Genomic DNA, 26,129 nt, shown 5'->3' with positions numbered 1-26,129 from the left:
GGCCAACGATGGGAAAGAGCCGTAGCGACAGCATAGCAGCAACCGGGCCGATAGGACAGGCGCGGCCTTGAAATCCGGCAGGAAATGGGCACATGGGAAGCATGGCACCCCCTTTTGATCTGGCCGACCTGCCGACCGGCGTGGCGATGCCGCTGTCGCCGCTGGTCGCCCGCGTGCTGGCGCCCAATCCGTCGCCCTTCACCTTTACCGGCACCCAGACCTATGTGGTCGGGGCGGGCGACGTGGCGGTGATCGATCCCGGCCCGGACGAGGCGGACCATCTGGCGGCGCTGATGGCGGCGATTGCGGGGCGGCCTGTCGTGGCGATCGTCTGCACCCATACCCATCGCGACCATAGCCCGGCAGCGCGCCCCTTGAGCGCCATGACCGGCGCGCCGGTGATCGGCTGCGCGCCGCTGACGCTGGACGATGACGGGCCGCGCGCCGATGCGGCGTTCGATGCGGCCTATCGCCCCGACCGGGTGCTGGCTGATGGCGAGCGGCTGACGGGCGAGGGCTGGACATTGGAGGCGGTGGCGACGCCGGGGCATACGTCCAATCACCTCTGCTTTGCGCTGGTCGAGGAACAGGCGCTGTTCACCGGCGATCATGTCATGGGCTGGTCCACCAGCGTGATTTCCCCGCCCGATGGCGACATGGCCGATTATATGCGCTCGATGCAGCGGCTGCTGGAGCGCGAGGACGCGGTCTATTATCCCGCCCATGGCGAGCCGATCGACAATCCGCAGCGGCTGGTGCGCGGCATGATGGGGCATCGCAAGCAGCGCGAGGGGCAGATATTGCGCTTTCTGGAGCGCAATGGCGACAGCGTCATCCCCGACATGGTGGCCGAAATGTATAAGGGCGTCGATCCGCGCCTGCACCCCGCAGCCGGGCGATCGGTGCTGGCGCATCTGATCGACCTTGATCAGCGCGGGATCGTGCGCGCGGCGGACGGCCTGTGGCAGATGCGCTGAAACGCTATGCCGGGCCGGTTGCGGCCGGGCTGGTCCTGCTGTTCGTGGCCGGAGCGATGTGGCTGGGCTGGCAGCGCTATGACCGCGATTATGTCGTGGCGGTGGAGGAGGACGGGTCTGCCGTCACCAAGGTGATCGCGGCCAAGCTGTCCGGGGTTAGCAGCCTGAAAGTGTCCGAACTCAACGGCACGATCCAGAGCAGCGCGCAGGATGTGCGCGGCTTTGGTCTGCTGAAATCCGATCAGGTCGTCAAAATGCCCTTCTCGGTCGATTATTTCGTCGATGTGAGCAAGCTGGACGCGGGCGATCTGGAATGGAACGGGCAGACCCGCACGCTGATCGTCAACGCGCCCGACGTGATGCCGGGCAAGCCCAATGTCGATGAGAGCCGCCGCACTTTGGTGCAGACCAACGGCCTGTTCGTCACCCGGCAGGCGAGCGAGGCGCTGAGCCGCCGCGTGTCCGCCCATGCGCAGAGCCGCGCGCTGGCGACGGCGCGCTCGCCCGAACGCATGGCGCAGGCGCGCGATTATGGTCGCGCGGCGATCGGCAAGCTGATGACGGCGCCGCTCACCGCGGCGGGCTATGGCGATGCGCGGGTGATCGTCACCTTTCCGCCGGAACGAAAGGGGAGGAAGGACGAGCGGTGGGACGTGACCACGCCGATCAACGAGGTGCTGGCCAACCGGCAACGGCAGCGTTAGGGCGCTCATCAGGGACCGAGGAGTTTTAGGCATATGAACGCTTTTACCGGCATTCCGCAGGGCACCGACCTGCGCGCAGAGATTGAGCGGCTGCGCAAGGAGCGTAACGCCGTGATCCTGGGTCATTATTATCAAAGCCCTGAAATTCAGGACCTGTCCGATTTCGTCGGCGATTCGCTGGAACTGTCGCGCAAGGCGGCGGAGACGGACGCGGACGTGATCGCCTTTTGCGGTGTGCGCTTCATGGCGGAGACGGCCAAGATATTGTCGCCCGACAAGATCGTCGTGCTGCCGGATATGGATGCGGGCTGTTCGCTGGAGGACAGCTGCCCGCCCGCCCAGTTCAAGGCGTTCCGCGAGGCGCATCCTGATCATATTGCGCTCAGCTACATCAACTGTTCGGCCGAGGTGAAGGCGTTGTCCGACATCATCGTGACATCCTCCTCCGCTGAAAAGATATTGTCGCAGATCCCGAAGGATCAGAAGATCATCTTCGGGCCTGACAAGCATCTGGGCGGCTATCTGAAGCGCAAGCTGGGCCGCGACATGCTGCTGTGGCCGGGCGTGTGCATCGTGCATGAGGCGTTCAGCGAGACCGAGCTGCTGAAGCTCAAGGTGCAGCACCCCGACGCGCCGATCGCCGCGCACCCGGAATGTCCGCCCTATATCGTCGATCATGCCGATTATGTCGGATCGACCAGCGGCATCCTCGACTTCGCCAAGACGATGCCCGGCGACACGCTGATCGTCGCGACCGAACCGCATATCATCCACCAGATGGAAAAGGCGGTGCCGGAAAAGACGTTCATCGGCGCGCCCGGTGCGGACGGCAACTGCAACTGCAATATCTGCCCCTATATGGCGCTCAACACGATGGAGAAGCTGTACCTCGCGCTGCGCGATTTGCAGCCGCGCATCGAAATGGACGAGACGCTGCGGCTGGGCGCGAAGAAGAGCCTGGACCGGATGCTGGAAATGGCGAGTGCGACGGTGGGGTTGGGGGATTTGGGCGCGCGATAGGTCAGTCCCAAAGGGTTGTGCAGGGGAAGGCAACGAAGGCTGGGTCGCGCGTGAGCAGCGTGAGGCCTTCCAGTTCCGCTTGTGCGGCAAGCAGCCGATCGAACGGGTCTCGATGCTGGGCATCATAAGTGCCTGCCCTAACGGCGTGGGCCATTGTCACGTCCAACGCGACAAAGCCTTCGTTCGCGACCGCCGCCTCGAAGCCGTCGATCGGGACAGGCAGTTCCAGCCGCCCGCTGCGATATTTGGTGGCAATTTCCCATCCTGTGGCGGCGCTGACGAAAATGTCATTCATCGGATCACTCAGCAACGCGTGCGCGCGCGTGCCCAGAATCAACCGATATTGCGCCCACCACCAGATCAGGCCGTGGGTGTCGAGCAGCAACCTCAATCGTCGCGGCCTTCCCAGAGACGCAGCTCTTCTTCGGGCAGGGGATCGAAAAAGGCGGAATCATCTACAGTGAACATGCCTTTGAACCGACCGGCCTGCCGTTTTGGCCGTTCCTGCGGGATCGGAACCATTTTCGCGTAGGGCGTGCCTGCCTTGGCAATGATGATTTCCTCGCCCGCGCGGACGCGGTCCAGCAGCTTGGAGAGGTGCGTCTTGGCATCATGGACGTTAAAGATCGCGTTCATGGCAACAGAGTGGACTAACATAGTGGACTAAGTCAAGATCGGAATGGGTTGCGACGTCCCCGGTATCGCGGTTAGAGCGTGACCATGACCTTCTCCCTCCCCCATTTCGACCTTGCCGCTTTCGTTGCTTCCACCCTCGCCGAAGATCTCGGCCCGGACGGGCGCGATGTCACCAGCGAGGCGGTGATTCCGGCTGACGCGATGTTCGACGGGGTGATGGACACGCGCGATGCGGTGACGCTGGCGGGGTTGCCGGTGGCGGTGGCGTTTTTTCGCGCGCTTGATCCTGATGTGGTGATTGAACAACTGCGTCAGGATGGGGATCAGGTTGCGGCCGGGACCGACATTTTGCGGATTCGTGGGAAGGCGCGGGCGATGCTGACGGCGGAGCGGTCGGCGCTCAATACGGTCCAGCATCTGAGCGGCATCGCGACGATGACGCGGGCCTATGTCGATGCGATCGCCGGGACGGGCGCGACGCTGCTCGACACGCGCAAGACCATTCCGGGGCTGCGTGTCCTTGAGAAATATGCGACGCGGATGGGCGGGGCGACCAATCATCGCATGGGGTTGTGGGACGCGGCGATGATCAAGGATAATCATGTCGCGGTGGCCGGGTCGGTCGGCGAAGCGGTGTGCCGCGCGGTCGCTGCCGGGGTACAGCAGATCATTGTCGAGGTGGACCGGATCGACCAGATCGAACCAGCGCTGGCCGCCGGGGCGACGCATTTGCTGCTCGACAATATGGATGCGGCGATGCTGCGTCAGGCGACGGCATTGGTCGCCGGGCGGGTGCCGACCGAGGCGTCGGGCGGGGTGACGCTGGAGACGATCCGAGCGAAGGCGGCAACCGGCGTCACCTATATCAGCGTCGGGCGGCTGACCCAGTCGGCCCCTGCGGCGGACATCGGGCTGGATTTCGCTTATGCTTGAGCGGCTGGTCGTGCTGGCGCTGATCGCGATGCCGGGGACGGCGCTGGCGCAGTCGACCCAGTGCAGCCCGCCCGCGCGGATCGAACGGCCCGACATTGAAGGGCCGAGTGCCAAGGAACCCCGGCGCATCCTGCCGATCGGCAGCTATACGCTGGCGCTCAGCTGGTCGCCGCAATATTGTTCGACAGCAAAGGGTGGCCGCAGCGCGCTCCAGTGCGGGGGGCGCAATGGCCGGTTCGGCTTTACCCTGCATGGCCTGTGGCCCGATGGTTTTGGCAAGAAGTGGCCGCAATATTGCCGCGCGGCCGATTTGGTGCCGCGCGCGGTGATCCGGGACAATCTGTGCGCGACGCCATCGGTCCAGCTGATTCAGCATGAATGGGCCAAGCATGGCACCTGCATGACGAGCAAGCCGGCGCAATATTTCGACCGGTCGCGCGCCCTTTACCAGTCGATCCGCTATCCCGACATGGGGGCGCTGGCGCGGACCAGGAATTTGACCGTGGGGCAGTTCGCGCAAGCCTTCGCGCGCGCCAATCGGGGGTTGAAGCCGGACATGCTGCGCGTCACGACGATGCGGGACAATTGGTTGAGCGAAGTGTGGCTGTGCATGGACCGGGCGATGAAATTTGCCCGTTGTCCGCGGCACCAGGGGGGGGCGCCGGTCGCAAGCTATGTGCGGATTGCGCCCCGCTAATCGCTAGCCGTCGATCGTCACGGTCGAGGGATGATGCTTGTCCAGATGCTTGCGGATGATGCGCAGGTTGCGGCTGTTCGATCGGAAGGCAAAGTCGAACAGGTCGCCGACCAGCGGGATGGCGCCCAGCAGCGTGTCGATCCCGACATTGGCGGACATGCGGGTCAGCTGCCATTTCGACATGCCCAGATTGCGCGCTTCCCAGACCATCCATATGCCCATCGATGCGGTGATGACGTCGCCAATCACCGGCAACAGCCCGATGATGCTGTCCATACCGACCGGGCGGTTGATGCCAGGAACGACGAACAGCCGCTCCAGCACCTCCTCCATCGTTTCGACGCGACGGCGCACCGAAGCAGGGTCGCGGCCAAAGCCCGGCATGGCGCGGGCATCGGCCTTTGCGGGATCGGGCGAAATCGGCATGGGCAAGGCGTCTCCTGTTACCAACTCTAATTGGTGCGGCGGAACAGATGGTTCAATGGGTGGCGCGCGCGGGGCGAGGGGAGGAAGCCGTTGAGCCGCTTGGACACGAGCGACCAGCGGATCGGTGCGCCAAGCGGGATATAGCCATTATGCGCGACCATCAGTGCTTCGGCCTCGGCGATGCGGGCGGTGCGTTCCTCTGCTGAGCTGGCTAGGCTTGCCGCCTGAAGCTGGGCATCGGCTTCATTGCTGCAATGGATTTTGCGGGCGCAGCCAACCCGGCCGAGATACCAGAGCGCGCTGTCATAGGCGGCGACTTCGTCGATCAGCCGCAGGTCGGCGTCGCTGGTGAGGGGGACGCGGCGGACGGCCAAGCCGATTGCGCCAAGATCGCGGCGCAGCAGCCCGAACAGCAGGGTCGCGCCCGGACCCTGCGGCAGGGCGATGCGCAGCGGCGGCGGGTCGCCATGCTGGTCGCGCCAGATAGCCACAGCCGCACTCGCCCGACCGCGCCTCCCATCCAGCGACAGCGCGGCCCACTCCGGCTCGGTCGGTGGACGGCCAAGGTCAAGCTGGTCGGGGACGATGCGGTTGCTGGTTGCCCAGCCGCCGATCGGCAGCAGGGCGGGAATCTGGCTGCGGTCGATCGCCATGTTGATCGCGGCGCGCACCCCGTCATCGTCCAGCAATCGGCCCCGGCCGGTCACCGCCAGTCCCAGCAAGCCCTGCACCGGATCGGCCCGCACCGCATCGCGATCAATCCCCGCCGGCACGAGCAGCGGCAGGTCGGCGAGGCGTCCGCCCAGCACCAGCGCGGCCTGGCGTTCGCGGAAGCGTATGATCGCCAGCGCAGCCCGTTCGGAACGCACGACGCGCGTCTGCCAGGCGGGGACCGGCGTGTCTTCCGGCTCGTCTCCGCCGCTCAGCCGGTCGACCGGGGTCAGGATCACCGCCTTGCCCCATATCTTGCGCCGATAAGGGCCAGTGCCGCCGTCGCGCGAGAGGATGGCCATTTGCGGCTGGGCGAGCATCTGGAGGATATGGGGACGGGGCGCGGCGAGGCGGATTTCGATCACTTCGCCGGTCATCGGGATGACGGCCTGCACCGCGTCCAGCGGTCCGTCGGGATCGAAGCGGCGCAGCGATTCGATCCGCGCCATCAGCATCCGCGCGACGTCGGGCGCGGTGACGCGCGCACCATTGGCCCAGAAAGCGCGGCGCAGGCGGAAGATGTAGCTGCGCCCGTCATCTTCCACGATCCAGCGCTGGGCGAGGGCGGGCAATATGTCGCCACTGGCGTCGAACGCGACCAGCCCTTGCGCGGTCGCTTCCAGGATCAGCTTGGCACCGGGATCGGGCAGATGTTGCAAGGGCTTGGCGAAATCATCCCGGTCGCCCACCACGCTGACGACAACCGGGTCGTTGCTCTCGCTGGAGCAGCCGCCAAGGAGCGCAAGCAGGCCGGGCAGCGCGGCAAGGGCAAGGCGGTGGAAGCGCCGACGGGGGATGGGCACGGTCGACATGATGGCCCGCTACCCTAGCCCGCTATCGGGCCGTCGCCAACCGCCATGGCCGGGCGATGGCGATCATTCCGACACCATGCCGGGATCGCGCGCCACCGCCATGGGCAGGTGCAGGATGAAGCAGGCGCCGCTCTGGGCGTCCTGCCGGTCGGCGATGCTGATGCGGCCCTGATGGCCGTCGATGATGGAGCGGGCGATGGCCAGGCCAAGGCCGGAATGTTTGCCGAAACTTTCGCCTTCGGGGCGGACGCTGTGGAACCGGCGGAACACATGTTCGCGCTCCGATTCCGGGACGCCCGGTCCTTCATCCTCGACACTGACCAGCACCTGATCGTCCGCCACGGTCGCGACCACCTGAACCAGTCCGCCGTCCGGCGAGAAGGAAATGGCATTGTCGATCAGATTTTCCAGCACGCGCACCAGCCGCTGTTCTTCGCCCAGCACGACCGCGACATCCTTGCGCGGGCGGGCGAAGGCGAGGCGGACACCGCGCGGCACGCCGCGCGCTTCATGGGCGACAACGATCTTTTCGATCAGCTGGCCCAGATCGATCGGCTCGAACCGGGTGCGGGAGAGTTCGGCATCGACGCGGGAGGCTTCGGCAATGTCGGTGACCAGCCGGTCGAGGCGGCGGACATCGTCCTGCGCGATCGCCATCAGCTGCGCGCGCAGGTCGGGCCGCTCGACCCGGTCGAGTGCATCGAGGGCGGAGCGGAGCGAGGCGATGGGGTTTTTAAGCTCATGGCTGACATCGGCGGCAAAGGCGTCGGTCGCGTCGATCCGCTGGCGCAGCGCCTGGCTCATGTCCGACAAAGCGCGCGCCAGCATCCCGATTTCGTCCCGCCGTTCGGGCAGGCGCGGCACGGTGACCTGCCGCGCCCGGCCCAGCCGCACCCGCACGGCGGCGCGGGCGAGGCGCTGGAGCGGGAGCACGATGGTGCGCGCCAGGAACAGCGAGAGCAATACCGACGCCAGCGCCGCCACGGCCAGCACCATGCCCAGCCGCAGCCGTTCGGCGCGGACGGTGCGGGTGATGTCGCGGGCATTTTCGGTCGCCAGCAGGCTGGTGCCATCGCGCATCACCATGGCGGCCGAAATCACGAAGGTCCGGTCGGGGGCATAGCGGTTGACCGCCTGCGGTCGTCCGGTCTTGCGCGCCAGTTGCACTTCGGGCCAGGCATCGGCGCGATCGACGGTCGGTTCGGTAAAGTCGGGGGGACGGTCAGCCGACACGACCCGGTCCATCGCCTTGTCCAGGAAACGGGCAACATGGCGCTGCCAGCCTTCTTCCGACGGCTGGCGCAGGCGATAGCGCGGCGCGTCCATGGCGAAACTGTCGGACAGGCGGTGGCCATCGGGGGCGTAGCGGCGCACCCGGTCGCCGGTCTGGCGGGCATAGGCGGCGATCAGCTGGCCCTGCCGTTCGGGCGGCGCGCTTTCCAGCCCGATCGCCAGCAATTGCAGCTCCCGCGCGGACTGTTCCAGCCGGGCGTCGACGATGCGGGTGCGATAGCTGTCGAGATAGAAAAATCCCCCCGCCAGCAGCGCCAGCGCAAAGACGTTGACGGCCAGGATGCGCGGCGTGAGGCTGATCCGCCCGGACCAGCGCAGGCCGTCAGCACCCAGGCCGTCACTCTTCGGAGAAGCGATATCCGGCGCCATAGAGTGTGTCGATTGCGTTGAAATCGGAATCTACCTCGCGGAATTTGCGCCGCAGCCGCTTGATATGGCTGTCGATGGTGCGGTCGTCGACATAGACGTCATCCTGATAGGCGGCGTCCATCAACTGGTTGCGATTCTTGACCACGCCGGGGCGGGCGGCCAGCGTTTCGAGGATGAGAAATTCGGTGACGGTCAGGGTCACGTCCTGCCCGTTCCATTTCACCCGGTGGCGTGCCGGGTCCATTTCCAGCCGCCCGCGGATGATGGGGTCGGCGACCGGCTGGTCGGGGGTTTCGGGGGTGCGGCTGACTTCAGCGCGACGCAGGATCGCGCGGATGCGGGCGATCAGCAGCCGCTGGGAAAAGGGTTTGGAAATATAGTCGTCCGCGCCCATCGCCAGGCCCAGCGCTTCGTCCAGCTCGTCCGCCTTGGACGTCAGGAAAATGACCGGCATGGCGCTTTTTTCGCGCAGGCGGCGCAGCAGTTCAAGGCCGTCCATGCGCGGCATCTTGATGTCGAACACGGCCAGATCGGCGGGATTGTCGAGCAACGCTTTCAGCGCCCCTTCGGGATCGGAATAGACCCGCGTCATGAAGCCTTCGGTCTGGAGCGCGATCGACACGGACGTCAGGATATTCTTGTCGTCATCCACCAGGGCGATGGTTGCAGTCATGCGGTTTCCCAGCTGATCATGTGGGGCAGAGCGTTAGACCATGCGGCGCGCGCCTGCAAGAAAGGCGGTGACGACGGGGATGCGGCATAACCGTCGATATTCGGGACAGTATCCCCGGACGGGGATTTGACGATTTTGGTCCAAGCCTCTATTGCCCGTTTGTCTGCAAGAATGACGCTGCCCGACAGACCGGTGGCGCAGAGGGGCGGATCGGTCGCAAAAAACATCAAATGTGCGACACGACATTTTATATTCAGGAGCAAAGGCGTGCAGGCCAAATCCTCAATCACCCTGGCCGACCAGGGCATTTCCACCCATGCCACCCAGTTCTGGAATCTCGGTACTGCGCCTTTGGTCGAGGCGGCGATCCGCAACGGCGAAGGCATTTTGTCGAAGGACGGCCCGCTGGTGGTCAAGACCGGCAAGCATACCGGCCGCAGCGCCAAGGACAAGTTCATCGTCCGCGACGCCGAAACCGAATCGACGGTGTGGTGGGGCGATACCAATCGCGGCATGACGCCGGAGCAGTTCGCTGCGTTGAAGGCCGATTTCTTCAAGGCGCTGGGCGAGAAAGACACGCTCTATGTCGCCGACCTGTTCGGCGGTTCGCAGCCTGAACATCGCGTCAATGTGCGCGTCATCAACGAACGTGCCTGGCACAATCTGTTCATCCGCACCCTGCTGGTGCGTCCCACCGCCGATGAACTGGTGGACTTTGCCCCCGAATATACGATCATCGACCTGCCAACCTTCAAGGCTGATCCGGCGCGTCATGGCTGCCGCAGCGAGACGGTGGTGGCGGTCAACTTCACCGAGAAGCTGATCCTGATCGGCGGCACCGCCTATGCCGGTGAAATGAAGAAGTCGGTGTTCGGCATCCTCAACTATCTGCTGCCGGTGAAGGGCGTGATGCCGATGCATTGTTCGGCCAATATTGGTCCGAACGGCGACACGGCTGTGTTCTTCGGCCTGTCCGGCACGGGCAAGACGACCCTGTCGGCGGACGCCAGCCGCACGCTGATCGGCGATGACGAGCATGGCTGGTCGGACACCGCCGTGTTCAATTTCGAAGGTGGCTGCTACGCCAAGATGATCAACCTGTCGGCCGAGGCCGAGCCGGAGATTTTTGCCACCACCAAGCGGTTCGGCACGGTGCTGGAAAATGTCGTGATCGACGAGGAGACTCGCGAGATCGACCTGGACGACAATAGCCTGGCCGAGAATAGCCGCGGTTCCTACCCGATCGATTTCATCCCCAACACGTCGGAAAAGAATCTGGGTCCGGTCCCCAAGAATATCATCTTCCTGACCGCTGATGCCTATGGCGTCCTGCCGCCGATCGCGCGGCTGACCCCGGAACAGGCGATGTATCACTTCCTGTCGGGTTACACCGCGCGGGTTGCTGGCACCGAGATCGGCGTGACCGAGCCGACCGCGACCTTCTCGACCTGCTTTGGCGCGCCCTTCATGCCGCGTCACCCCAGCGTCTATGGCAATCTGCTGAAAGAGCGGATCAACAAGGGCGGGGTTACCTGCTGGCTGGTCAACACCGGCTGGGCCGGTGGCAAGGCGACGATGCCGGGGATCAAGCGGATGCCGATCAAGGTCACCCGCGCGCTGCTGAACGCCGCGCTCGACGGCAGCCTCAATCAGGCCGAATTCCGCACCGATCCCAATTTCGGCTTCGACGTGCCGGTGGCGGTCGCTGGTGTCGAATCGACCATCCTGGATCCGCGCGCGATGTGGGCGGACGCCAATGCCTATGACGAAACCGCCGCCGTGCTGGTCAAGCAGTTCGTCGACAATTTCGCGCAGTTTGAGGATCATGTCGATGAAGGCGTCCGCAGCGCGGCGCTGACCGTCGCCGCCTGATCCGGCGCAATCGTGAAAATCGGGGCCGGGGGGAGCGATCCTTCCGGCCCTTTTTCTTTTTGCACATGCGTAACGATGCTATGCTGCGCGCCGTGATGAAGCAGGAGTGACGATGATGGGCATGTTCGACGATCTTATCGGCAAGGTAGGCGGTCTGGAAGCGATCGCGGCGCAGATCGGCGTGACGCCGGAGCAGATGCAGGGCTTGATGACCGAAATCAGCGGCAAGATCGGGTCGGGCGAAACCAGCGTGGCCGCGCTGGCGGAGACGGCGGCGGAACATGGCGTGTCGGCGGACAAGTTACAGGAATTGCTGGGCCAGTTCGGCGGTCCCGAAGCGATATTGGGCAAGCTTGGCGGGATGTTCGATCGCGATGGCGACGGCAATCCGCTCAATGAACTGGGCGGCCTGGCCAAGGGGCTGTTCGGCTGAAATGCTGATGGCGGCGGGGGTCAGCTATCGGCCCCCCAAGTTTTTTTCGCCTTGCCTTCATGCGGCGTTGGCTCCATTCGCGGCTGATATCAGTTGTTGCGAACGATACGCAACTGGCGTTGTCCGCCTGGCGGGCGCGCATAGATGGCAAGGAAGAAGGTCTTGACCGACGTGACGATCGAAAAGCCGCACTTGGAACCCACCGGCGCGCTGAGCGTGGAAACGGTGCTGTCGGTGCGGCACTGGAACGAGCATCTGTTCAGCTTCCGCATCAGCCGCCCGGCCAGCTTCCGCTTCCGTTCCGGCGAGTTCGTCATGATCGGCCTGAAGGGCGAGAATGGCAAGCCGCTGCTGCGTGCCTATTCGGTCGCCAGTCCTTCGTGGGACGAGGAGCTGGAATTTCTGTCGATCAAGGTCGAGGATGGTCCGCTGACGTCCAAGCTCCAGCTGATCGAGCCGGGCGACCAGATTTATCTGGGCCGCAAGCCGACCGGCACGCTGGTGACCGACGCGCTGTTGCCGGGCAAGCGGTTGTTCATGCTGTCGACCGGGACGGGCCTTGCCCCGTTCCTCAGCCTGTCGCGCGACCCGGACGTGTATGAATTTTACGAGCAGGTCGTCGCGGTCCATTCGGTGCGCCGGGTGAGCGATCTGGCCTTCCGCGAGGAGCTGGACTCCAAATGGGCGGAAGATCCGCTGGTGTCCGAACAGGCGCCCGGCCAGTTCCATTATGTGCCGACCGTGACCCGCGAACCTTTCGATGGCCACACTGCGCGGATCGACAAGCTCGTCGAGAGCGGCGTGCTGTTCGAGGGGATTCCGGGCGCGCCGAAGTTCGACCCCGAAACCGACCGGATCATGATGTGCGGCAGCATGGAAATGATCAAGCAGTTCGCGGCCTGGTTCGAGGCCAATGGCTTTACTGAAGGCTCCAATGCGGCGCCGGGGCAGTTCGTGATCGAACGGGCATTTGTGGGGTAAAGCATAGCGCAGCAGCGTAGGACAGGGCCGGGGGAGCGATCCTCCGGCCTTTTTTCGTCATGGGGTTGAAACAGCGTGCTCCCGCACAGGCGGGAGCCCAGTTGAAACGGCGGGACTGGACTCCCGCCTGCGCGGGAGCACGTAGTTTCTAGATTTTAACCGCCCTTCCGCCCCTCGACCCATGCCTCGACATGGCCCGCCAGCACGGTCATCGGCACGCCGCCGCCCTTGACCACGGCGTCGTTGAACAGGCGGAAGTCGAAGCGGTCGCCCAGCGTGGCTTTCGCCATGGTGCGCAGGCGGTTGATTTCGCCATGGCCGACCTGGTAGCCGCAGGCCTGGCCCGGCCAGGCGCAATAGCGATCCACCTCGCCCTGCACATCCTCGACCGTCGAGCCGTTGGTGGTGGCGAACCAGTGGATGGCGTGGTCCCGCGTCCAGCGCTTGGCGTGGAGGCCAGTGTCCACCACCAGACGGCAGCAGCGATAGGCGATCGACTGGAGATAGCCCAGCCTTCCCGCGACATCGCCGTCATAGGCACCCAGCTCGTCGCCCAGCTGCTCGGCATAAAGCGCCCAGCCCTCGCTATAGGCGTTGAAGGCGAGCAGGGACCGGATCAGCGGCAGCTTATACGTATATTCGCCCTGCCAGATATGGCCGGGGATGCCTTCATGATAGGTGAGCGTCGGCAGGCCGTAGCGCGGCCAGATGCTGGTATCGCGCAGGTTGATATAATAATTGCCCGGCATCGATCCGTCGATGGAGCCGGCCCCGGCATAGGCACCGGGCGCGCCCGCCTCTATCTCCACCGGCACGCGCTTGACGATCAATTTGGCGGGGACCAGCGTGGCGAAGGCGCGGGGCAGGCGGGTGCGGATGTCGGTCAGGCGGCCATCAATATAGGCCAGGATCTGCGCCCGCCCCCTATCGTCATTGGGGAAGAGGTAGCGCGGGTCTTTGCCCATCGCGGTCATGCGTTCGCCGACGGTCCCCTGGGTCATGCCCAGACCCTTGAGCAGGCCGTCCATTTCGGACTGGAGCGCCGCGAGTTGCTCCAGACCTAGCTTATGCACTTCGTCCGGGGTCATGGTGGTGGTCGTCCCGGCTTTGAGCGCCCAGGCATAATAGGCCTCGCCCTGCGGCAGCTTCCACACGCCTGCGTCCATGGTGGCGGTGGCGCGCTGGCGTTTGAGTAAGGCGACCTGCGCGGCCAGCGCCGGGGCGACTTTGGTGCGGACGATCTGGAGCGCCTTCGCCGCATAGTCGCCGGGCATGGACGCAGTGCGGCGGGCGATGGAGGCGACCGGCACCCACTGGTCGAGCGGCAGGGCGCGCACCGCCTCCATCTGGGCGATGCTCTTGTCGAGCAGGAAGGCGGGAGCGGAGACGCCAATGTCTGCGTCATGGCGCAGCCGCTCCGTCTCGCCCGCCAGATTGGCGGCATAGGCGGTGAGGCGATCGAGATAGGCGTCGGCATCGGCGGAGGTGGCGATGGCGTGGTTGCTATCGAGGAAATCGGGGGTCTCGACAAAGCTGCCGGTGTTTTGCGCGACGGCATAGGGCGCGTTGCGGTAGGACCAGTTGCTGTTCATCATCGCCATGTCGCCAAAGGGGAAGGCGAACCCTTCCGCCGCCAGTTCGTGCGCGGCGCGGGTGACCTCCACATTGGTGCGGGTGACGGGGGAGAGCGGGGCAAGATCGATGGCGCGGAGTTTGCTCAGCCGATCGGTCACATGGGCGGCGATCTGCGCCTGACCCGCCGGGCTTTTATTGCCGAGCCGATGCTTGAGCGTGGCGCGGGGGCCGGTGTCGATGCCAAGCCCGCTGGCGCTTTCGGGCGCGTCGACCAGCATCGCTTCGGCCATGGTGGCGAGGGTCGCTTCGGCGCGGGCGTCTGGTGTTTCGGTGGCGGCGCGGGCGGGCAGGGCGGCCAGCGCGAAGGCGGAGGAACCGGCGACAAGGAAATCGCGGCGAGTGGCGGTCATGCAAATGCTCCGGGATAGGATATTCGCCGCTTAACTTCGCATATTTCCCGGTAAATGCGACATGATATTTCCTATTGGCGACAGATCATAACAAATGGCTGGGTGGCTGTTCCGCCGCTTCGCGCTGGTCGATCCGCAGGCGATGGGGCATGCGGGCGCGCTGCCCCTCCACGTCGCCCGCCAGCGACCGCAGCGCCGCGAACATGATGCGATGGTCCGGCCCGGTGCGATAGCCAACCTCCCGCCCGCGCCGGAAGAGCGGGCGCGGCGCGTCATCATGGATCAGCGCCATGGCGCGATCCCGCGCGGCGTCCAGCCCCATTTCGATCGCCCAGTCCCACGCGGCGGCGAAACTGTCCGCGCCGGGCCGCGCGCGCAGATGATAGGCCGAGCGTGGCGAACAGCCCACGCTGCGCGCCGCGTGCGCGACGATACCGCACTGGGCCAGCGCGGCGATAAATGCCGCCTGCGCATCAGGCGTCCAGCCGCGCGCGCGGCGCTGGAGCGGGACCGGGGTGAAGCGGAGAAGATCGGGAGAGTCGGGCATACGGGGAGCATGGCATGGGAGGCGGGTTGTAGGACAGGGGTTGATATGGTGCAATAGTTGCACTACCATGGACCTATGGTCACGATGTTTCGCGGTTCGCGCTGGAAGATTGCGGTCTATGGCCGCGACCATGGCGTGCCGCATTTTCACATCGAAGGCCCGGACTTTCGCTGCTCGGTATCGATCGCGTCCTTCGACCTGATCGTCGGCACGGTGCCAGCGGCGGTTTTGGCCGAGGCGCTGGATTGGGCGCGGCCCCATCAGGCGTTGCTGATGCAGACATGGCAGGAGTTGAACGGATGACCATCACCGACAAGAGCCGCACCATCACCGCCGTGCGCGCGACTGGGGCTGCGTCGCTGCATCTGGACTGGTCGGACGGCATAGCCGTTGACGTTGATCTTGGCCCCGTTCTGGGGGATCGCGCCTTTGCGGCCTTGCGCGAGGCTGATGCCTTTGCGCAGGTCGAAGTCGGCGATTGGGGCCATAGCCTGTCCTGGCCCTGCGGCGTGGAGATAGGGGCGGATTTTCTGTGGCTCGAAGCGCTGTCGGCCACCGGTCATGGCGATGCGCGCGCCTTCATCGAGTGGCGGATGCGCCATGGCCTGTCGCTGTCGAAAGCGGCGGACGCGCTGGGCGTGTCGCGCCGGATGGTAGCCTATTATTCCAATGGCGAGAAGAAGGTGCCGAGGGCGATCTTGCTGGCCTGTCGGGGGTGGGAAGTGAGCGAGGGGTTGGGGCGAGCGGCTTGAAGGGTGATGCGGAGAGAGCCGTTCTGCAAGCGACCATCAAACCGCGCCTAACAGCAGCCTTGAAATTCAGTTCCCCGGCGAAGGCCGGGGTCCAGTCCCACGGTCGGATCTGGACCCCGGCCTTCGCCGGGGAACTGCATGGTCGAACAGTTCGGTTATGTCTGAACTATGTGAGAATAGTCTCGTCAAGTTCACGCAGACGCGCTTCAATCTCGCCCATGAATTGATAGATACTGGTAAGATCAGGCACAAGATGCCGAGTTTCTTCCTTCCCCTGAAATGTACCAAAGTAGCGCGTTGTAGGGGAGTTGAACCACAATCTTGCGATCGTTTTGCGATTGTTATCATCAAGCAGGATCGCACAATATGATTTGCTGTCACGAATTACAATGCGTTTTGGATCGACAAGCCGTGAGGCTATGGCTTGGACGATATGAAAGCCACTCAGCTCTTCTTGTGTGGTGAGGATCGCTTCATCCGGCGCCGGTGGATCAGCCTCTTCGGGTTCAGCCATTGTGGGCGTGGAAGCATTCAATGCCGAAGCCAATCGCTCGTTAACCTTGTCCCTGATTATCGTCGCAATCGTGTTGGGCATTATCCGTGCAATATTTTCCTTCGCTGCTGGCGTCAGGCGTCCTTCAACCACGCGTGCAGCGAAAACCCTTACAAATTCATCCGATGGCTCAGCAAATTCTTGTTCAATCGCCTTACGGAGCAGCGATTGAAGTTTGAGATGGCCTGCTTCCAGAATGATCTTCTCGATGTCGAAATCCGCCTTGGCGAATTTTTCTAGCGTTCGAATATCAGAAGGCTTGATGGCTTCCATGCTGAACGTAAAAAATGGCCGCTCATCCATCTTGTTCGGCTTCTCGACGTCCGAGAAAAATTGATAATGCACACCGTTGGTCAGGATGGCGAGGCGGGCGTCCGTGACGCTGAAGTAACGAAATAGCTGCGACGCATGATTGACGTTTAGCTCGGCGGTAGATGGCTTGCACTCAATGAGAATGTTCACTTTGCCTTCTTGGCAGATGGCATAATCGACTTTCTCGCCTTTCTTAATTCCGACATCAGCTGTGAACTCTGGTACAACCTCTTTTGGATTAAAGACGTCGTAGCCAAGCGATTGGAGGAAGGGCATGACCAGCGCTGTTTTTGCAGCTTCTTCGGTCAGTAGTACCTCGCGATGCTCGATTGTGCGCTTTTGAAGCTCAGCTAAGCGAGAAGCGAAGTCCATCTGTTATTCCCCTGTGTTTCAATCAGATTGCCGATAAAATCATGGCTCGGCAAGTCGATGGAGCAACATATTTAAAAGTAATCTCTGGCCCGCGTATCGCTTGATGCGCATTCGACTTTTCAGGGCGAATATTCTTGTTCACTCCACCCGCAACACCGTCCCCTCAGCCGCGATCACGCGCACCCGTGTGCCGACCGCTGCGTCCGCGCCCGCCGCGGTCCAGACGCTGTCGCCGACTTTGACGCGGCCTTCGCCGCCCACAATCGGCTCCACCACGGTGACGGTCTGGCCGATCAGGCGGGCGGTGCGGTCGTTGAGGAGGGGGTCGGTGGAGGCGACGGGGTGGTCGGTGTACCAGCGGCGACCGGCCCAGACGGCGGCGATGCTCAAGCCTGCGAAGATCAGCAGTTGCAGGGGCAGGCCGATCGGCAGCGCCAGCGCGGTCAGACCGGTGATGGCGGCGGCGATGGCGATCCAGATCAGGAACACGCCGGGGATCATCACTTCGGCGATCCCCAGCAAGGCGGCGAGGACCAGCCAGGCCCAATGATCTTCGAGCAGGGTGGAGAGGGTCATGGGGTGGGGGTCCGGGGGTTGGGTTGGGGAGGACGTTTCAAGCCCCTCTCCTTCAGGGGAGGGGTTGGGGTGGGGGTTATCGTCGTAGAACTGCGTCTGGGGCACGCCCCCACCCCCGACCCCTCCCCTAAAGGGGAGGGGCTAAGAGCGTTGGCCGCACCCATCGCGCTTACCCTTGGCTCTGGCCGAAGGGGCCGCGTCTGGGCGCTGGGGCAGGGGGCGTTGGCGCATTGTCGCCGCCAAGCGCTTCCCTCGCCAGCGCGCCGATGCCGCCGAGCGTGCCGATCAGCTGGGTGGCCTCGACCGGGAAGAGGATGGTCTTGGCGTTCGGGCTGGTGGCGAACTGGCTGACGGCTTCGGTATATTTTTGGGCGATGAAATAATTGAGCGCCTGCGGGTTGCCGGCTGAAATCGCGTCGGAGACCATCTGGGTCGCCTTGGCTTCGGCCTCCGCCTCGCGCTCACGGGCTTCGGCGTCGCGGAAGGCGGCTTCGCGGCGGCCTTCGGCTTGCAGGATCTGGCCCTGCTTCTCCCCCTCGGCGCGCAGGATTTCGGCGGCGCGTGCGCCTTCGGCATCCAATATGTTGGCGCGCTTTTCGCGTTCGGCCTTCATCTGGCGGCCCATGGCGTTGACGATGTCGGCGGGCGGGCGGATGTCCTTCAGCTCTACGCGTGTGATCTTGATGCCCCAGGCGTTGGTGGCATGATCGACCACCGAGAGCAGCCGTGCGTTGATCTCGTCGCGTTTGGACAGGGTTTCGTCGAGGTCCATCGATCCCATGACGGTGCGCAGGTTGGTGGTGGCGAGCTGCATGATCGCGACATAGAGTTCGGAGACTTCATAGGCCGCCTTGGCCGCGTCCAGCACCTGGAAGAACACGACGCCATCGACCGACACCATGGCATTGTCCTTGGTGATGATTTCCTGCCCCGGAATGTCGACCACCTGCTCCATCATGTTGATCTTGCGCCCGACGGCGTAGAAGAAGGCGGGATAGAAATTGAGGCCGGGGCGGGCGACTTCGGTGAAGCGGCCGAACCGTTCGATCGTATATTGATAGCCCTGCCGCACCACCTTCACACTGACGGCGAGGTAGAAGAGGACGAGCGCGGTGAGGGTGAGGGCGAAGGTCGTCAGCATCATGGTCTCCCCGAAAGAGGCTTGGACTATGCGCCTTATTCGTTAACGGGGAAAGTCAAACCGAGGAGAGTCTGCCCATGTTGCTGCGCCATGCCCGTTCGCTGCTGTTCCTGCCCGCGTCCAACCCGCGCGCCATCGCCAAGGCGCGGACGCTGCCGTGCGACATGGTGATCCTCGACCTGGAGGATGCGGTGCCGGACGATGCCAAGGAAGCCGCGCGCGCCGGGGCCGTGGCGGCGCTGGCCGAGGGGTTCGGGCCGCGGCTGACCGGCGTGCGGATCAATGTCGAGGGGACGCCCTGGCACGGGGCCGAGATGGTCGCGATGAAGGGGGCGGCGGTGGACTATGTCGTGCTGCCCAAGGTGGAAAGCGCCAAACAGGTGCGCGATGTGTTCAGCGTGGCGCAAAAACCGGTGATCGCGATGATCGAGAGCGCCAAGGGCGTGCTGGCCGCGCCGGGAATCGCGGCGGGCGAGGGGTGCGCGGGGCTGTTCATGGGCGTGAACGACCTGCGCCGCGACCTTGGCATACCGGCGGGCGCGGGGCGCGAGGGGCTGAGCCATGCGATGCAGGCGGTGCTGCTGGCGGCGCGGGCGGCGGGGATCGCGGTGTTCGACGGGGTCTATAACCGGCTGGATGATCTGGATGGGTTGGCAGCGGAATGTGCGGCGGGCCACGCGCTGGGCTTTGACGGCAAGACGTTGATCCATCCCGCGCAGGTGGCGGTGGCAAACGGTGTGTTCGGACCGGACGCGCAGGCGCTGGCCGACGCGCGGCGGCTGATCGAGGCGGCGACCGGCGGGGCGGAGCGGTTCGAGGGGCGGATGATCGAGGCGATGCATGTCGAGGAAGCGCGCGCGCTGGTCGCACGGGCGGACGCGGTGGGGGGATAGGGCTTTCGCGTCACACCCTCTGTCGCGCTGACGGGGCCAGGACGATGGTGGCGAGCAGCGCGGCATTGCGTCCGAAATGATGGCCGCCCGGCACGATGATCTGCGTTGCGAAGCGGCGCGGAATGGCCGGGCAGGCGCTTTCTTCCTCCAGAGTGCCGCGGATGCAGCGGATGGGGAGGTCGCGCAGGCGCATGATCGCAGGCACGGTCGGCTGGGCCTGGGCCGAATCGAGGTTGAGCCATGAGGCGAGGTGGAACTGAAAATCGGCGGTCGGGCCAAGCCCCAGCAGCGACAGGCTGGCGATATGGTCGCGCGTCTGCGGGTCGAGCGTGCCGACGATCGCGGGCAGCACATCCGCGCCGAAACTGTAGCCGATCAGCATGACGCGGGGCCGGTGCCAGCGCGCGCTATAGGCCGCAATGAGGTGGCGCAGATCCTGCCCCGCGCCCGCTGGCGTGCGCTGGCTCCAGAAATAGGACAGGCTGTCGATGCCGACGACCGGGATGCTCTTGGCCGCCAGCTGGCTGGCGATGTCGCGGTCCAGCCCGACCCAGCCGCCGTCGCCCGAATAGATGACCGCCATCCTGTCGTCATGGTCGCCGCGCCTGGCTGGCGGCAAGACGGTCAGGGGCAGGTCGGCGACAGTGGCGGCGTCGACGGGCACACGCATCGGCCCCAGCGCGGCCATCAGGCGGGGCATCCAGCGGGTGCGGTCGGCAAAGCCATGATCGCCCTGGGGCAGGTCGATCAGGCGGGCGTGCGGCACGTCCGCGACGAAGCGCCGGGCAGCGGCAAAATCGACCACCGTGTCGCGCCGACCCTGAACCACGATCCAGGGCAGGCTGATCCGGCGGTTGGCGGCGAACAGCCAGCCGCGGCTGGGCTTTGTAATGGCGTGGGCGGTAAAGCCCGGTGCAGAACACCAGGGCTTGCGGCCCGGCATGTCCGCGCTGAAACCCAGCGATATGACGGCGCGGTAGGCGCCGTCGGGCCATTGCGCCAGACTGGCATAGGCAAGCGTCGCGCCTGCCGAATAGCCGATGATGATGGGCTTCATATAGGCCCGGACGCCAGCGCGATGCTGGACATCGCGCGCCAGTGCGACCAGCGCATAGTTGGGATTGATGCAGCGCTCCCGGCCCCGCTCCAGCGCGCGCAGGAAGGTGGGGGTGGATACGCCCGCCACCAATATGCCGCGCTCCGCCAGATCATGGGCGATGGCGGCCGTGCCTGCGTTCCACCCGCCATCCCCGGACAGGAACAGGGCCGTCGCGCGGGGTGGGTCGCCGGGGCGATAGAGGCGGATTCCGCCAAATGGTGCGAGGCTATCGGCGGACACCGTCACCCGCCTGTCCGCTAAAGCGCTGACCGGCGCGCCGACCCCGGTGGCGACCAGCAAGCCGCCGGCGATGAGGGAAGAGATGGTCCGAATGATCCTGCGCATGACCGGCAACCCCGTTTCAACCGGCAGGCATGATGGGCCGACGCAACCGTCCTGCCATTTACGGGCGGATGACAAGTTCGTCACTTATCGGTCTTTACCCTATCCGCCGCCGCTGCCGATCAGCGCCTGAAGATCGATCAGGGTGCGGGCGAAGGTCAGGCCCTGCGGTCCGGCGACGAAGCGCGCATCCCATTCGGGCGAGAATTTCTCCTTATAGGCGCGCAGGCCTTCAAAGCCGTAGAGCGCATTGCCATGCTGATAGAGCATCGCCCCCAGCCGCGACCAGAAGGGGGCCAGCCGCCGCGCGTCCAGCCCCGAAAGCGGCGCCATGCCAAGGTTGAACCAGGCATAGCCCTGCGCCTGCCCCCATTGCATCAGATGGATGAACAGAAAATCCATCGTGCCATAGGGCATGTCGTCGCGGTGGCGCATCAGATCGACCGACAGTTCCGACTGGTCCTGCGTTTTCCATATATTGGCGAAGGCGACGATCCGTCCCCGCACGCGCACGACTGCGCAATCGAAATGCGCCAGATAGGCGGGATCGAAGCGGCCGACGCTGAACCCCTTTTCCCGATGCCGCTTGGCAGCCAGCCAGTGCGCCGAAATCTCCGCCAGTTCGTCGATGATGTAAGGCAGGTCGGCGGCCGCGACGATGGCGAAGGTCGCGCCTTCGCGCGTTGCGCGCCGTTCGGCGTAGCGCAATGGCTTGGCGTCCGGCCCTTCCAGCGTGAAGCGGTCGAGCGGGACATGCGCCTCTTCGCCATATTTGGTGATCTGCAACCCCAGTTCGATCGCCAGCGGCAGGGCGGCGGCACTGATCTGATAAAGCAACAGGCGGCCCTGCGCGGCATCCACCTGTTCGCGCAGGGTCCAGAGCAGGTCGCTCCATTCCGCAACTGCGCCGACAGGATCGCCCATCACGATCCAGCTATGGCCGCGTATCTGATACATCAGGAAGGCCTGGCCCGTCGCCGACAGCAGGAAGCGCTTGTCGCCGGTCAGGGCCAGATTGGCGTCGGTCCGCTGGGCCAGCGCCATGGCCGCGTCACTTGGCGCGACGGCAGCGTTGACATCCTGCCGGGCGGGCGCGGCAGGCTGGAAAAGGCGCAGGAACGCGACGCCCGTCAGCAGGATCGCCACGGCAAAGCTGGCCCGCAGGAAACGCGACGCATCCCCACGGCGGGCAAATTGCCACCACAGGTCATTTTGATAATCGACATGCTTATAGGCGAAAAAGCCGATCCAGATCGACAGGCCGACCATCACCGCGACGGTCGCCAGCCAGCCCGGCGAGAAGGCTTCGGCCAGCAGGTGCGTTCGGCGATAAAAGGCGGGGCGGGTCCATTGCAGCGCGCCCGCGATGAGGAGCATTACGACCGCTTCCTCATAATCCAGCCCCTTGAGCAGCGAAAAGGCCGCGCCTGCGATCAACAACAGGCGCGTCAGCCAGAAGGCCCCGTCCAGCCGCCGATAAAGGCCAGACGACAGGATCAGCAGCGCCGCGCCCACGAGGCTGCCCGCGAGATGCGATATTTCGGTAAAGGGCAGGGGCAGCAGGGTGGAGAGCGTTGCGGCCCGGCCCGGCACGGTCGGCAGCGATCCCGACACCAGCAGCACCGCGCCGCCCAGAAAGACGAGCGCGGCCATCATCATGGGCGCAAGGCCGGATGCGACGGCCCGCATCCCGATCAGTGTGCGCGCGATCGGCCGGTGCCATCGGCTGCCCTCCTGCAACAGGACGATCATGATGGCGAAGAGCAAAGGCGCGACATAATAGATCAGGCGATAGGCGAGCAGCGCCGCGACCAGTTCAGGCCGTCCCGTGCCGGGCAGTGCGGCCAGCATCACCGCTTCGAACACGCCAATGCCGCCGGGCACATGGGTGATGAGGACGGCGATGATCGCCAGCGTATAGCCGATGAAGAAGGCGGGCCATTGGTCGAGGCCGATGCCGGGGACCAGGACGAACAGCGCGGCGCTGGCGGCGGCGAGGTCTATCGCGCCGATGCCGATCTGCGCCATGATACCCGTCGCGGGCGGGACCGGCGCGCTCCAGCCGCGCAGCCGGATCGTGCGTCCGCGCGGCCCTGTCCAGGCGACGAGGCCCGCCATCGCCAGCAGCAGCACGATGCCCAGCGCCCGCAGCAGCTCCGCCGATCCCGCCAGCGCGCCGATCGCCATGACCTGCGGACGCCACACCAGCATCGCGCCCGCCAGCACGAGCACCCCGCTCCAGAAGGTCGCGCTCGCGATCATCACCACGCGGGCGATATCGCTGAAGGGCAGGCCCGCCGCGCTGTAGATACGGTAGCGCGCCGACCCGCCGGTCAGCAGCGACAGGCCAAGATTATGGCTGAGCGTGTAGCTGGTGAAGGATGCCAGGGCGGCTGTGCGATAGGGGAGCGGTCGGCCGATCGCCCGCAATGCCGATACGTCATACAGCGTCAGCGTCAGATAGCTGATCGCCGTCAGCGCCCCCGCCGCCAGCAGGCTGGCGGTGGGCAGCATATGCCAGGCCAGCCGGACCTGATGCAGGCGGACATCCTGCAACAGATGGTCGAGCGCCACGAAACCCAAAGCGGCCAGCAGCAGAACGATGCCGACCGAGAGGGTCATGCGATACCGCTGGAACAGGCGGGTTGCCGTCATGCGATCGATCATGCTGTCCTCACCCCCTCTGTCGCGTCCAGATCTGGCTCTTGCACAGCCAGCCGCGCAGCAGGCAGCCCGATATCTTCAATCGATCGGCGTCGAGTTGCTCGATCGTCGAGGAAAAGCTGCGGCCCCGGTCGGGCACAAAGACATAGCCGGCCCATCGCCCCGGCCCGCGGGAATGATAATTTTGGAGCAATGCGGTGCCGACCAGATGGGTGACGCCCGCGTCGGCTGCATCGGCGGTGGCGTGGGCGTCGGCCCAGCGAACCCAGCCGCATAGCGCATCGCGGCAGGCGCCCGTCGTCACCACCACGCTGCCATGCGGGTTGACCCAATTGCCCTCGATCGGGGCCATGGCAATGGCAGCCTGCGGCAGCAGCAACGCTCCGGCGAAAATCAGCCACGGGCGGAGGCGCGGCATGGGTCACGCCCTTCCGATAAGGTGGGCGCGGATCATCGCCGCGCGCAACATGGCATAAACCGCATCGACATCGCCGTTCAGCCGATGGCCTCCGGGCAATGCGACCGACTGGGCGTTGGGTTGATGCAGCAAGGGACACAGGCTCGCCGTCTCGTCGCGCCCCTGAATACAGAGCAAGGGCGTCCAGCTCAGCTGACGCGCGGTCGGCAGCGCGTCGGACTCCGCCATGGCGAAGGTGAAGATTTCCGATGGCGATGCCCTATATTCGACCGCCGCCCCCGGCACCACCAGCGCCACCAGCCCGATCGATGACCGCTCGGCGCGCGGCAGCTGGCTGAGCGCAACATGCAGCATGTCCGCGCCATAGGATTGGCCGACCAGCATCAGATGCGCCCTGGGGTTGATCCTGTGCGCCTGGCCGATCGCCGCCTCCAGCAGGGCTGAGGCATCGGATGCTGTTCGGGTCGTGCGGAAATAGCGCAGCGAATTGACGCCGACGACCGGCACGCCGTCGGCGACCAGCCTGGCCGCGACATCGGGCGCCATCCCGACGCGAAATCCCATGTCGCCCGACCACAGGATCGCGACCGGTGCGCCCGGCCGGGGATGATAAGGGACAGGGCGCATCGGCGTGAAAAGACCACCCCCCAGATAGCCGATCCAGAGAAATTCCAGCAGGATCGCCACCACCAACGCGCCGACGGCCACCATCCATCGCCTGTTACGCCTGCGCATCATCGGTCGGACCTCTGCTCTGTTATCGTCGTCCTTCTGCGCCCCTCTATCCATCGGGTCGGTGACCTTTGCATGAACTCTATGTCATGTAGCGGACAGCGCGGCGACAGACGGTGGTGGCTAGAAGGGGGGCATGATCTGGTCCGCCCGCCCTTTCTACGCGGCCGCCATAGTGCTGGCGTCCTTTGCGCCGCTGTTGGCGACCCGGCTGGCGCGCGCGCCTTCATCCCCCACAGCCGTCAGCGATGCCATGGGCCTGACCTTGGGCGAGGATGACCGCCACCGCATCGTCGTGACCAGCCTGCGCAGCGGCGGCATCGCCGATCGCCATGGTATTCAGGTCGGGGACCAGCTGACCGGTATGGCGGGCCGACCGATGGTGACGCTGGAGGCGGCGCGCAAATTGGTGCGCGCGCCGGGCCATTGCACCATGCCGCTCATGCTCGACCGCCACGGCATTCCCTATCGGGCGATAATCTGGCAGTGCGGCAAGGCCAGCATTGGTGAGAAGGATCATTCCCATGGGTCGCAAGATTTTGCTGGTAGAGGATGACCGGACGACCGCCGACTTCATACGCAAGGGGCTGGCCGAACATGGCCATGTCGGCGACCATGCGGCCAATGGTCGCGACGGCCTGTTCATGGCGACCGACGGTGGCTATGACGCGATCATCCTCGACCGGATGCTGCCGGGCATGGACGGGCTGGCGGTGCTCGGCGCGCTGCGGGCGGCGGGGATCGAAACGCCGGTCATCCTGCTGTCCGCGCTGGGATCGGTCGATGACCGGGTGACGGGGCTGACCGCGGGATCGGACGATTATCTGGTCAAGCCCTTTGCCTTTGCCGAACTGCTTGCCCGCCTTGAACTGCTGATGCGCAGGCGGGGGAGCGGCACTCATGTCGAGACTGTCCTCACCTGCGCCACGTTGCGCATGGACCTGCTCAAGCGCGAGGTGAAGCGCGGCGAACGCGCCATCGACCTGCAACCGCGCGAGTTTCGCCTGCTCGAATATCTGATGCGCCATGCCGGACAGGTCGTCACCCGGACGATGTTGCTGGAAGGGGTATGGGATTATCATTTCGACCCCGGCACCAATGTCATCGACGTCCATATCAGCCGCCTGCGTCGCAAGGTCGATGCCGATAGCGACCAACCCCTGATCCATACCGTGCGCGGCGCGGGCTACCGGTTGGGCGAATGAG

29 protein-coding genes are annotated in these 26,129 nt (G+C 64.9%); 13 read left to right on the top strand and 16 right to left on the bottom strand.

Annotation, left to right across the window (positions count from 1 at the left end; translation table 11 throughout):
• Window positions 1-101 precede the first annotated feature (101 nt).
• The 3 genes from D0Z70_RS10900 to nadA are packed head-to-tail and all read left to right on the top strand — an operon-like array spanning window position 102 to window position 2,701.
• The gene (locus D0Z70_RS10900) at window positions 102-977 is read left to right on the top strand and encodes an MBL fold metallo-hydrolase (protein WP_119746236.1); all 876 of its coding nucleotides are present in this window, start codon (window positions 102-104) and stop codon (window positions 975-977) included.
• Window positions 962-1,681, top strand: a complete 720-nt coding sequence (locus tag D0Z70_RS10895) for a DUF4230 domain-containing protein (protein WP_119746234.1) — start codon at window positions 962-964, stop codon at window positions 1,679-1,681. The genes D0Z70_RS10900 and D0Z70_RS10895 overlap by 16 nt, the downstream gene beginning before the upstream one ends.
• 33 nt (window positions 1,682-1,714) lie before the next feature.
• Window positions 1,715-2,701, top strand: coding sequence for a quinolinate synthase NadA (nadA, locus tag D0Z70_RS10890; protein WP_119746232.1), 987 nt, complete (start codon window positions 1,715-1,717; stop codon window positions 2,699-2,701).
• A 1-nt stretch (window position 2,702) separates the two neighbouring features.
• Here nadA and D0Z70_RS10885 read toward each other — a convergent pair whose 3' ends face one another.
• Complete coding sequence (locus tag D0Z70_RS10885) at window positions 2,703-3,092, bottom strand: type II toxin-antitoxin system VapC family toxin (RefSeq protein ID WP_119746230.1); 390 nt, start codon at window positions 3,090-3,092, stop codon at window positions 2,703-2,705.
• Window positions 3,089-3,337, bottom strand: a complete 249-nt coding sequence (locus D0Z70_RS10880) for a type II toxin-antitoxin system Phd/YefM family antitoxin (RefSeq protein WP_119746228.1) — start codon at window positions 3,335-3,337, stop codon at window positions 3,089-3,091. The genes D0Z70_RS10885 and D0Z70_RS10880 overlap by 4 nt, the downstream gene beginning before the upstream one ends.
• Window positions 3,338-3,421: 84 nt before the next feature.
• Between D0Z70_RS10880 and nadC the strand changes: the two genes are divergently transcribed.
• A complete protein-coding gene (nadC, locus tag D0Z70_RS10875) occupies window positions 3,422-4,270 on the top strand; it encodes a carboxylating nicotinate-nucleotide diphosphorylase (protein ID WP_119746226.1) in 849 nt (282 codons plus the stop codon).
• Complete coding sequence (locus D0Z70_RS10870; RefSeq protein ID WP_119746224.1) at window positions 4,263-4,967, top strand: ribonuclease T2 family protein; 705 nt, start codon at window positions 4,263-4,265, stop codon at window positions 4,965-4,967. Before nadC ends, D0Z70_RS10870 begins: the two co-directional genes overlap by 8 nt.
• 3 nt (window positions 4,968-4,970) lie before the next feature.
• Here D0Z70_RS10870 and D0Z70_RS10865 read toward each other — a convergent pair whose 3' ends face one another.
• From D0Z70_RS10865 to D0Z70_RS24910, 5 genes are all read right to left on the bottom strand, one after another.
• Entirely contained in the window at window positions 4,971-5,393 is a 423-nt protein-coding gene (locus D0Z70_RS10865) for a DUF4112 domain-containing protein (protein ID WP_119746222.1), read from the bottom strand.
• A 26-nt stretch (window positions 5,394-5,419) separates the two neighbouring features.
• Entirely contained in the window at window positions 5,420-6,916 is a 1,497-nt protein-coding gene (locus D0Z70_RS10860; RefSeq protein ID WP_119746220.1) for an ABC transporter substrate-binding protein, read from the bottom strand.
• Between the two features lie 63 nt (window positions 6,917-6,979).
• Window positions 6,980-8,578, bottom strand: coding sequence for an ATP-binding protein (locus D0Z70_RS10855; protein WP_119746218.1), 1,599 nt, complete (start codon window positions 8,576-8,578; stop codon window positions 6,980-6,982).
• Window positions 8,547-9,251 (bottom strand): response regulator transcription factor, encoded by a 705-nt coding sequence (locus D0Z70_RS10850; RefSeq protein WP_119746216.1) that lies wholly within the window; start codon window positions 9,249-9,251, stop codon window positions 8,547-8,549. The genes D0Z70_RS10855 and D0Z70_RS10850 overlap by 32 nt, the downstream gene beginning before the upstream one ends.
• On the bottom strand, window positions 9,248-9,478 hold the full coding sequence (locus D0Z70_RS24910) for a hypothetical protein (protein ID WP_182913928.1): 231 nt from the start codon (window positions 9,476-9,478) through the stop codon (window positions 9,248-9,250). The genes D0Z70_RS10850 and D0Z70_RS24910 overlap by 4 nt, the downstream gene beginning before the upstream one ends.
• Window positions 9,479-9,518: 40 nt before the next feature.
• On the opposite strand from D0Z70_RS24910, the gene D0Z70_RS10845 reads away from it, so the two are divergent.
• The 3 genes from D0Z70_RS10845 to D0Z70_RS10835 all read left to right on the top strand — a co-directional run bounded on the left by D0Z70_RS10845 (window position 9,519) and on the right by D0Z70_RS10835 (window position 12,537).
• Window positions 9,519-11,123, top strand: coding sequence for a phosphoenolpyruvate carboxykinase (locus D0Z70_RS10845; RefSeq protein WP_119746443.1), 1,605 nt, complete (start codon window positions 9,519-9,521; stop codon window positions 11,121-11,123).
• 115 nt (window positions 11,124-11,238) lie between these two features.
• A complete protein-coding gene (locus tag D0Z70_RS10840) occupies window positions 11,239-11,556 on the top strand; it encodes a hypothetical protein (RefSeq protein ID WP_119746441.1) in 318 nt (105 codons plus the stop codon).
• A 162-nt stretch (window positions 11,557-11,718) separates the two neighbouring features.
• On the top strand, window positions 11,719-12,537 hold the full coding sequence (locus tag D0Z70_RS10835; protein ID WP_119746439.1) for a ferredoxin--NADP reductase: 819 nt from the start codon (window positions 11,719-11,721) through the stop codon (window positions 12,535-12,537).
• A 155-nt stretch (window positions 12,538-12,692) separates the two neighbouring features.
• Here D0Z70_RS10835 and D0Z70_RS10830 read toward each other — a convergent pair whose 3' ends face one another.
• Together D0Z70_RS10830 and D0Z70_RS10825 are read right to left on the bottom strand one after the other, a co-directional pair.
• Window positions 12,693-14,522, bottom strand: a complete 1,830-nt coding sequence (locus D0Z70_RS10830) for a DUF885 domain-containing protein (protein ID WP_119746214.1) — start codon at window positions 14,520-14,522, stop codon at window positions 12,693-12,695.
• Window positions 14,523-14,607: 85 nt separating this feature from the next.
• Window positions 14,608-15,069, bottom strand: coding sequence for a hypothetical protein (locus D0Z70_RS10825; protein ID WP_119746212.1), 462 nt, complete (start codon window positions 15,067-15,069; stop codon window positions 14,608-14,610).
• A gap of 75 nt (window positions 15,070-15,144) precedes the next feature.
• Here D0Z70_RS10825 and D0Z70_RS10820 point away from each other — a divergent pair, with 75 nt between their 5' ends.
• Both D0Z70_RS10820 and D0Z70_RS10815 read left to right on the top strand, forming a co-directional pair.
• Complete coding sequence (locus D0Z70_RS10820; protein WP_182913927.1) at window positions 15,145-15,372, top strand: DUF4160 domain-containing protein; 228 nt, start codon at window positions 15,145-15,147, stop codon at window positions 15,370-15,372.
• On the top strand, window positions 15,369-15,821 hold the full coding sequence (locus D0Z70_RS10815) for a DUF2442 domain-containing protein (RefSeq protein WP_119746209.1): 453 nt from the start codon (window positions 15,369-15,371) through the stop codon (window positions 15,819-15,821). Before D0Z70_RS10820 ends, D0Z70_RS10815 begins: the two co-directional genes overlap by 4 nt.
• A gap of 166 nt (window positions 15,822-15,987) precedes the next feature.
• On the opposite strand, the gene D0Z70_RS10810 is transcribed toward D0Z70_RS10815, so the two are convergent.
• The 3 genes from D0Z70_RS10810 to D0Z70_RS10800 all read right to left on the bottom strand — a co-directional run bounded on the left by D0Z70_RS10810 (window position 15,988) and on the right by D0Z70_RS10800 (window position 18,775).
• On the bottom strand, window positions 15,988-17,058 hold the full coding sequence (locus D0Z70_RS10810; RefSeq protein ID WP_119746207.1) for a type I restriction endonuclease: 1,071 nt from the start codon (window positions 17,056-17,058) through the stop codon (window positions 15,988-15,990).
• A gap of 138 nt (window positions 17,059-17,196) precedes the next feature.
• Window positions 17,197-17,634: an NfeD family protein gene (locus D0Z70_RS10805; RefSeq protein WP_119746205.1), complete on the bottom strand. Its 438-nt coding sequence runs from the start codon at window positions 17,632-17,634 to the stop codon at window positions 17,197-17,199.
• Between the two features lie 169 nt (window positions 17,635-17,803).
• Entirely contained in the window at window positions 17,804-18,775 is a 972-nt protein-coding gene (locus D0Z70_RS10800; RefSeq protein ID WP_119746435.1) for an SPFH domain-containing protein, read from the bottom strand.
• A 77-nt stretch (window positions 18,776-18,852) separates the two neighbouring features.
• On the opposite strand from D0Z70_RS10800, the gene D0Z70_RS10795 reads away from it, so the two are divergent.
• Window positions 18,853-19,668: an HpcH/HpaI aldolase/citrate lyase family protein gene (locus D0Z70_RS10795; RefSeq protein ID WP_119746203.1), complete on the top strand. Its 816-nt coding sequence runs from the start codon at window positions 18,853-18,855 to the stop codon at window positions 19,666-19,668.
• A 10-nt stretch (window positions 19,669-19,678) separates the two neighbouring features.
• Here D0Z70_RS10795 and D0Z70_RS10790 read toward each other — a convergent pair whose 3' ends face one another.
• The 4 genes from D0Z70_RS10790 to D0Z70_RS10775 form a co-directional block, all read right to left on the bottom strand.
• A complete protein-coding gene (locus D0Z70_RS10790) occupies window positions 19,679-21,112 on the bottom strand; it encodes an AcvB/VirJ family lysyl-phosphatidylglycerol hydrolase (RefSeq protein ID WP_119746201.1) in 1,434 nt (477 codons plus the stop codon).
• A gap of 99 nt (window positions 21,113-21,211) precedes the next feature.
• A complete protein-coding gene (mprF, locus tag D0Z70_RS10785) occupies window positions 21,212-23,776 on the bottom strand; it encodes a bifunctional lysylphosphatidylglycerol flippase/synthetase MprF (protein WP_119746199.1) in 2,565 nt (854 codons plus the stop codon).
• 7 nt (window positions 23,777-23,783) lie between these two features.
• Window positions 23,784-24,191 carry a DUF2147 domain-containing protein gene (locus D0Z70_RS10780; RefSeq protein ID WP_119746197.1) on the bottom strand — a complete coding sequence of 136 codons (408 nt, stop codon included), beginning with the start codon at window positions 24,189-24,191 and terminating at the stop codon, window positions 23,784-23,786.
• Window positions 24,192-24,194: 3 nt separating this feature from the next.
• Window positions 24,195-24,929 (bottom strand): virulence factor, encoded by a 735-nt coding sequence (locus D0Z70_RS10775; protein WP_239018876.1) that lies wholly within the window; start codon window positions 24,927-24,929, stop codon window positions 24,195-24,197.
• A 130-nt stretch (window positions 24,930-25,059) separates the two neighbouring features.
• On the opposite strand from D0Z70_RS10775, the gene D0Z70_RS10770 reads away from it, so the two are divergent.
• Window positions 25,060-25,479 (top strand): PDZ domain-containing protein, encoded by a 420-nt coding sequence (locus D0Z70_RS10770; protein WP_119746193.1) that lies wholly within the window; start codon window positions 25,060-25,062, stop codon window positions 25,477-25,479.
• A complete protein-coding gene (locus D0Z70_RS10765; RefSeq protein WP_119746191.1) occupies window positions 25,448-26,128 on the top strand; it encodes a winged helix-turn-helix domain-containing protein in 681 nt (226 codons plus the stop codon). Before D0Z70_RS10770 ends, D0Z70_RS10765 begins: the two co-directional genes overlap by 32 nt.
• Window position 26,129 lies beyond the last annotated feature (1 nt).

Origin of the sequence: Sphingobium terrigena (assembly GCF_003591655.1) — a bacterium.
Classification (GTDB): Bacteria; Pseudomonadota; Alphaproteobacteria; order Sphingomonadales; family Sphingomonadaceae; genus Sphingobium; species Sphingobium terrigena.
This window is presented reverse-complemented; position numbering and strand designations above follow the sequence as displayed.